The organism is Klebsiella sp. 2019SCSN059 (genome assembly GCF_021739525.1).
GTDB lineage: Bacteria > Pseudomonadota > Gammaproteobacteria > Enterobacterales > Enterobacteriaceae > Klebsiella > Klebsiella quasipneumoniae.
In genome coordinates this window covers 1-5,652 of the sequence record NZ_JAKKOM010000071.1, presented here as the reverse complement: position 1 = coordinate 5,652, position 5,652 = coordinate 1, and the positions used below count along the sequence as shown (strand labels likewise).

The 5,652-nt window shown below is 55.1% G+C and carries 8 protein-coding genes; 7 read left to right on the top strand and 1 reads right to left on the bottom strand.

The window, feature by feature from the left end; translation table 11 throughout:
• Positions 1 to 114: 114 nt before the first annotated feature.
• The 7 genes from L2I46_RS28510 to L2I46_RS28480 all read left to right on the top strand — a co-directional run bounded on the left by L2I46_RS28510 (position 115) and on the right by L2I46_RS28480 (position 4,832).
• Complete coding sequence (locus tag L2I46_RS28510; RefSeq protein WP_011638900.1) at positions 115 to 681, top strand: recombinase family protein; 567 nt, start codon at positions 115 to 117, stop codon at positions 679 to 681.
• A 19-nt stretch (positions 682 to 700) separates the two neighbouring features.
• Positions 701 to 1,660, top strand: a complete 960-nt coding sequence (locus L2I46_RS28505; protein WP_236948411.1) for a cation diffusion facilitator family transporter — start codon at positions 701 to 703, stop codon at positions 1,658 to 1,660.
• A 120-nt stretch (positions 1,661 to 1,780) separates the two neighbouring features.
• Positions 1,781 to 2,785, top strand: a complete 1,005-nt coding sequence (locus L2I46_RS28500; RefSeq protein WP_000427623.1) for an IS110-like element IS4321 family transposase — start codon at positions 1,781 to 1,783, stop codon at positions 2,783 to 2,785.
• A 443-nt stretch (positions 2,786 to 3,228) separates the two neighbouring features.
• On the top strand, positions 3,229 to 3,519 hold the full coding sequence (locus L2I46_RS28495; protein WP_001247892.1) for a nucleotidyltransferase family protein: 291 nt from the start codon (positions 3,229 to 3,231) through the stop codon (positions 3,517 to 3,519).
• Positions 3,516 to 3,917 carry a HepT-like ribonuclease domain-containing protein gene (locus L2I46_RS28490; protein WP_001293886.1) on the top strand — a complete coding sequence of 134 codons (402 nt, stop codon included), beginning with the start codon at positions 3,516 to 3,518 and terminating at the stop codon, positions 3,915 to 3,917. The genes L2I46_RS28495 and L2I46_RS28490 overlap by 4 nt, the downstream gene beginning before the upstream one ends.
• On the top strand, positions 3,907 to 4,263 hold the full coding sequence (locus L2I46_RS28485; protein ID WP_000215515.1) for a cupin domain-containing protein: 357 nt from the start codon (positions 3,907 to 3,909) through the stop codon (positions 4,261 to 4,263). The genes L2I46_RS28490 and L2I46_RS28485 overlap by 11 nt, the downstream gene beginning before the upstream one ends.
• Before the next feature lie 254 nt (positions 4,264 to 4,517).
• Positions 4,518 to 4,832: a hypothetical protein gene (locus tag L2I46_RS28480; RefSeq protein WP_000091613.1), complete on the top strand. Its 315-nt coding sequence runs from the start codon at positions 4,518 to 4,520 to the stop codon at positions 4,830 to 4,832.
• A 172-nt stretch (positions 4,833 to 5,004) separates the two neighbouring features.
• On the opposite strand, the gene L2I46_RS28475 is transcribed toward L2I46_RS28480, so the two are convergent.
• Entirely contained in the window at positions 5,005 to 5,538 is a 534-nt protein-coding gene (locus L2I46_RS28475; protein ID WP_000792636.1) for a phospholipase D family nuclease, read from the bottom strand.
• Positions 5,539 to 5,652: the final 114 nt, after the last annotated feature.

The following is a 5,652-nucleotide window of genomic DNA, read 5'->3' as shown; positions in this document are numbered from 1 at the left end:
ATGGGTTCATGTGCAGCTCCATCAGCAAAAGGGGATGATAAGTTTATCACCACCGACTATTTGCAACAGTGCCGTTTTGCGCTCAGTGCGGCAAGGCAGCGGTCTGACCGTGCCATGCTCGTCGGCTATGCGCGCGTCTCGACGCAGGATCAGAACCTGGAGCTACAGCGAGAGGCCTTGACCCAGGCCGGGTGCCAAAAGCTCTTTGAGGACAAATTAAGCGGCACGAGAGCCGAGCGCCCCGGCTTGGCCAAGGCGCTTGAAATGCTACGCAAGGGAGACACGCTGGTCGTCTGGAAGCTGGATCGCCTGGGCCGTAGCGTCAAGCAATTGGTCGATCTGGTCAGCGAGTTGCACAAGCAGAGCATCCAGTTCAAGAGTCTCACCGACGCCATCGACACCGGCACGCCGTCGGGACGGTTCTTCTTTCACGTCATGGCCAGCCTCGCCGAAATGGAGCGCGAGCTGACGGTGGAGCGGACCCGTGCAGGATTGGCGGTCGCCCGGCTGTCAGGCCGCAAGGGAGGACGCAAACCGAAGATGACCAAAAGCAAGATTGAATCGGCCAAGAAACTGCTCGCCAGCGGGATCGCTCCCAAGGACGTGGCCAAGAACCTCGGGGTCTCAATCCCGACGTTGTATCGCTGGGTGCCGGCTTCCGGTCACGCTGAACAAAAATGAACTCAGAAGAAGGACGAAGATGAGCACCAATCACTCCCATGCCCTACCCAGCGAGCGCAATGAAAAATCGCTCTGGATCGCCCTGGCGCTGACCGGAAGCTTCCTGCTGGCCGAAGTCGCCGCAGGCATTGTTTTCAACAGCCTGGCCCTGCTCTCAGATGCGGCGCACATGTTCACGGATGCAGCGGCGCTGGCCATCGCCTTGGCGGCTGTACGGGTGGCGAGCCGGCCAGCCGATGCCAAGCGCACCTATGGCTACTACCGCTTCGAAATCCTTGCGGCCGCATTCAACGCCCTGTTGCTCTTCGGCGTCGCTGGCTACATCCTGTATGAGGGCTGGCAGCGTTTGCGCGAGCCAGCGCAGGTTCAGTCCAGCGGGATGCTGGTGGCAGCAGTGCTGGGTCTGATCGTCAACCTCATCAGCATGCGTATGCTTCAGGGCGGCAAGGACAAGAGCCTCAACGTCAAAGGCGCTTATCTGGAGGTCTGGAGCGACATGCTTGGCTCCATCGGCGTGATCGGAGCTGCGCTGGTCATCCGATTCACCGGCTGGGTGTGGGTAGATGCGGTCGTCGCCGTGGCAATTGGGCTTTGGGTGCTGCCACGAACTTGGCTGCTACTCAAGGAAAGCCTGAATGTCTTGCTGGAGGGAGTCCCAGACGGCATTGACATGGGAGCCTTGATGGCATCTGTTCAGGCCGTGCCAGGCGTGACAGGGCTGCATGACTTGCACGTATGGGCGCTCACGAGCGGCAAGGTCAGCATGACCGCTCATATCGTGTATGCGCCGGAAATAGGGCCCGACGAGTTGCTCAAAACCCTCAAGTTGTTGCTGGCTGACCGATTCAGCATCTTCCATACGACGCTGCAACTGGAGATTGTTGCCTGTGAGCACAGCGTCGATGGGTGCAACTTCGTGGATCATCGCCACAAAGAACCGAGTTCTCAACCAGACCAAGCCGCAGCCCGGCAGGCGTGACTAATGGGACTCCTACTACCCGGCTAGCCAAACCGGTCTTAGCGTACGATTTTTAATGAGATGGTCACTCCCTCCTTCCCGGTACTATGCTGAGGACAGGCTTTCATTCGGAGAACTATCATGGAAAACATTGCGCTCATTGGTATCGATCTGGGTAAAAACTCTTTCCATATTCATTGCCAGGATCGTCGCGGGAAGGCTGTTTACCGTAAAAAATTTACCCGGCCAAAGTTGATCGAATTTTTGGCGACATGCCCCGCTACAACCATCGCAATGGAAGCCTGTGGCGGTTCTCACTTTATGGCACGCAAGTTGGAAGAGTTGGGGCATTCCCCAAAGCTGATATCACCACAATTTGTCCGCCCGTTCGTTAAAAGCAATAAAAACGACTTTGTCGACGCCGAAGCTATTTGTGAAGCTGCATCGCGTCCGTCTATGCGTTTTGTGCAGCCCAGAACGGAATCTCAGCAGGCAATGCGGGCTCTGCATCGTGTCCGTGAATCCCTGGTTCAGGATAAGGTAAAAACAACCAATCAAATGCATGCTTTTCTGCTGGAATTTGGCATTAGCGTTCCCCGAGGAGCTGCCGTTATTAGCCGACTGAGTACCATTCTTGAGGATAATAGTTTGCCTCTTTACCTCAGCCAGTTATTGCTGAAATTACAACAGCATTATCACTATCTTGTTGAGCAGATTAAAGATTTGGAATCCCAGTTGAAACGAAAGTTGGACGAAGATGAGGTTGGACAGCGCTTGCTGAGCATTCCCTGCGTCGGAACACTGACAGCGAGTACTATTTCAACTGAGATTGGCGACGGGAAGCAGTACGCCAGCAGCCGTGACTTTGCGGCGGCAACAGGGCTTGTACCTCGGCAGTACAGCACGGGAGGTAGGACGACATTGCTGGGAATTAGTAAGCGAGGTAATAAAAAGATCCGAACTTTGTTGGTTCAATGTGCCAGGGTATTCATACAAAAACTGGAACACCAGTCTGGCAAATTGGCCGATTGGGTCAGGGATTTACTGTGCCGGAAAAGCAACTTTGTCGTCACTTGTGCTCTGGCAAACAAGCTGGCCAGAATAGCCTGGGCCCTAACGGCACGACAGCAAACTTATGTAGCATAACGGCAGAAATACACCGGTTTAAAGAATTACTGATCTGGTTTTGCGAATACTGATATTGATGATACTAACGGCCCACCGGCCTGTTGAGGAACCTGTAAAACGGAAAGGCTCATTGAAGCCGTATATTTTCTGGAGGTTCATCAGGCGCGGAACTCATCGAGGCGCGGGAATAAAATCCCATTCAGACGCCGGATAGATTCAAGCAAGCCAACTTGTCGTCAAAATCGGTGTTGCAAAAACGGGAGTGACCATAGATTCCGTTTTCTGAGACGACCACAGATCAGAAAAGACTGTGCAGCCGACTCTTGATATTCCGTGCAGTCACCTTCTGAAAATGACAGCGCGGCACGGGAATCAAGGCATTGCGATTCTCGAAAATAGTTCTTGAAATTCTATTCTTGATTGCATATCATCTCAACGAGTTTCGATAAGAAAGGATGCGCATGCGACCGTCTGTTGTGCTTGACATGAAGCGAAGCGCAGTGCGTGAAGCGGTAGGCCGCTTTCGCGCCGCGAACCCGCGCGTCTTCGGCTCGGTGCTGCATGGCACCGACCGGGATGGCAGCGACCTCGACCTGTTGGTCGATGCGCTGCCCGGTGCCACGTTGTTGGACTTGGGCGATTTGGAAGAAGAACTGAAATCGCTGCTCGGCGTTGACGTCGATCTGCTGACTCCCGGCGACCTGCCGCCGAAGTTCCGGGCCAAGGTGCTCGCGGAGGCGCAACCGATATGAGCGAGAACCGCCTGCCCGATTACCTCGACCACATTCAGCAGGCCGCAACCGATGCGCGCAGCTTCGTGGAAGGGATGGCCAAGGACGACTTCTTGGCCGACAAGCGCACCCAGCAGGCCGTCATCATGAGCCTGATCGTCATCGGCGAGGCGGCCACAAAGGTGATGGATGGCTACGTCGAGTTCACCCAGGCGCATGCCGACGTGCCGTGGCGCAGCATGCGCAATATGCGTAATCGCATGGCTCACGGCTATTTCGACATCAACCTCGATGTGGTGTGGGAGACGGTACAGGAATGGCTGCCGGCGTTGCTCCAGCAATTGCCCGCCGTGCGTCAGGATGCCGACGATGAAGACCGTAACGACAACTGTGAAAGAGGGATCTCCGATGACTGTTGAATCGAGAATATTTTCTGTAGCCGAGTATGTTCAGCCGTCCGAAGGCGAGCCTATTCGTTCCGTTGTGCTTGAAACCCGAGACTCAATTATCGTGGTTTGGCATGTCCATCCCGGGCAGGAAATTGCGGCTCACATTCATCCTCACGGCCAAGACACGTGGACTGTTTTGTCGGGAATGGCTGATTACTTTCAGGGCAATGGGATTGTTCGTGCCCTCAGGGAAGGTGAGATAGCCGTGGCAAGACCGGGCCAAGTGCACGGGGCGCGAAATACAGGTACCGAGCCATTTGTGTTAGTCTCGGTTGTGGCATCAGCCAATGCCGGTTTCGTATTGGCTGAGCGATAGAGCCCAATCTCTGGAGTTGGTCCAATGAGCGGTCGGGGAGATAGGTAACAGACATGCAGCGGACACGGCTGCTAAACCAGGTCGCAAACCTCCTTGCGTCGCAGCGTGCCGCAAGCGACGCGATCAATCGAATGGGGTCGGCATGAGACTGAACACCATCCAGTTCCCGACCGCGTAGCCGCCTGTCCTGCCGATCAGGTCTTGACCATCGACGCCTGGGATCAGTCCTGAATGTTCTTGGAGACCACTACGTTATGAGCCGCAGCCGCCGCAAAACACCCATCGTCGGGCACACGACCTGCGGCAGCGAGCGCGAGGACAAGAAGCTCTGGCATCAGCGCTGGCGCACCCGTGAGCGCACGGCGCTGACCAGCGCGTCGCCCGAAGCCCTGAGCGCCCATCTGCCCCTGCTGGAAAACCAGGCCAGCAGCGTCTGGTCGATGGGCAAGGATGGCCGCTCCTACTGGCCCGTCAAGCGCCAGGCCGCCACGGCGGATCGCATCGCCAATCACAAGGGACGCAACCCGCAAGAACGCGCCTCCCTGAAAAAGCGCCTGCTTACACTGTGATTCCTTCAAAATATCTCAACGAAATTTCCCGACACCTGTTTAAGCTATCTTGCTGATATTTCTGTTTTTCGATTTTTGCCGGCGCGATGCCGGCGACGTTGGCCAGCTGCCCCGGGCGCGATACTGAGATCAGTTTCTTTGAACAAAAAAACCGCCTTTTGGCGGTCAGTATTCAGTAGCTGGAACGGTAGTCTCTCCCCCGATTCCAGCGGTCTTGCCAGTGTTCGAGGAATGATTCAGCGAGCTTAGGCATGTTCCAGATCACCACCGCATTCTCCGAGTTTTTCGTTTCGGCCGCTTTGGTGAAATTAAAGCTGCCAGTTTCAACGGTCACATTATCCACGATGATCACCTTGTCATGCTGGATAGGGAAATCACTGTCAGTACGCAAAGGGATGCCGCTGTTCGCTATGTAGTTCATGGCCGCAATGCTGGCGCGCCCCGTATTGCCCCTTTCATCAATTACGATTTTCACATCAACTCCCCGTTTTTTGGCTGCTACCAGTGCTTTCATAATATCCGGGGCGGTAAAAGAATAAGCCATCATCCGTATCGAGGTTTTTGCGGAGTCAATGGCGCTCAGGACGAGAACGCGGGCGCTTCCTTCAGGCGAGTAGCCAACCTGAACGGATGGTTCCACCGCAAAGGCGGGCAGGGCGGCTGTCGTAAATGCTGCGGCCAGAAGCCAGGTTGCTAAGTTTTTCATTACAGGCTCCCGTTCACACACTGCATTTTATATTCAGGGTGGCACTGTTGCAAAGTTAGCGATGAGGCAGCCTTTTGTCTTATTCAAAGGCCTTACATTTCAAAAACTCTGCTT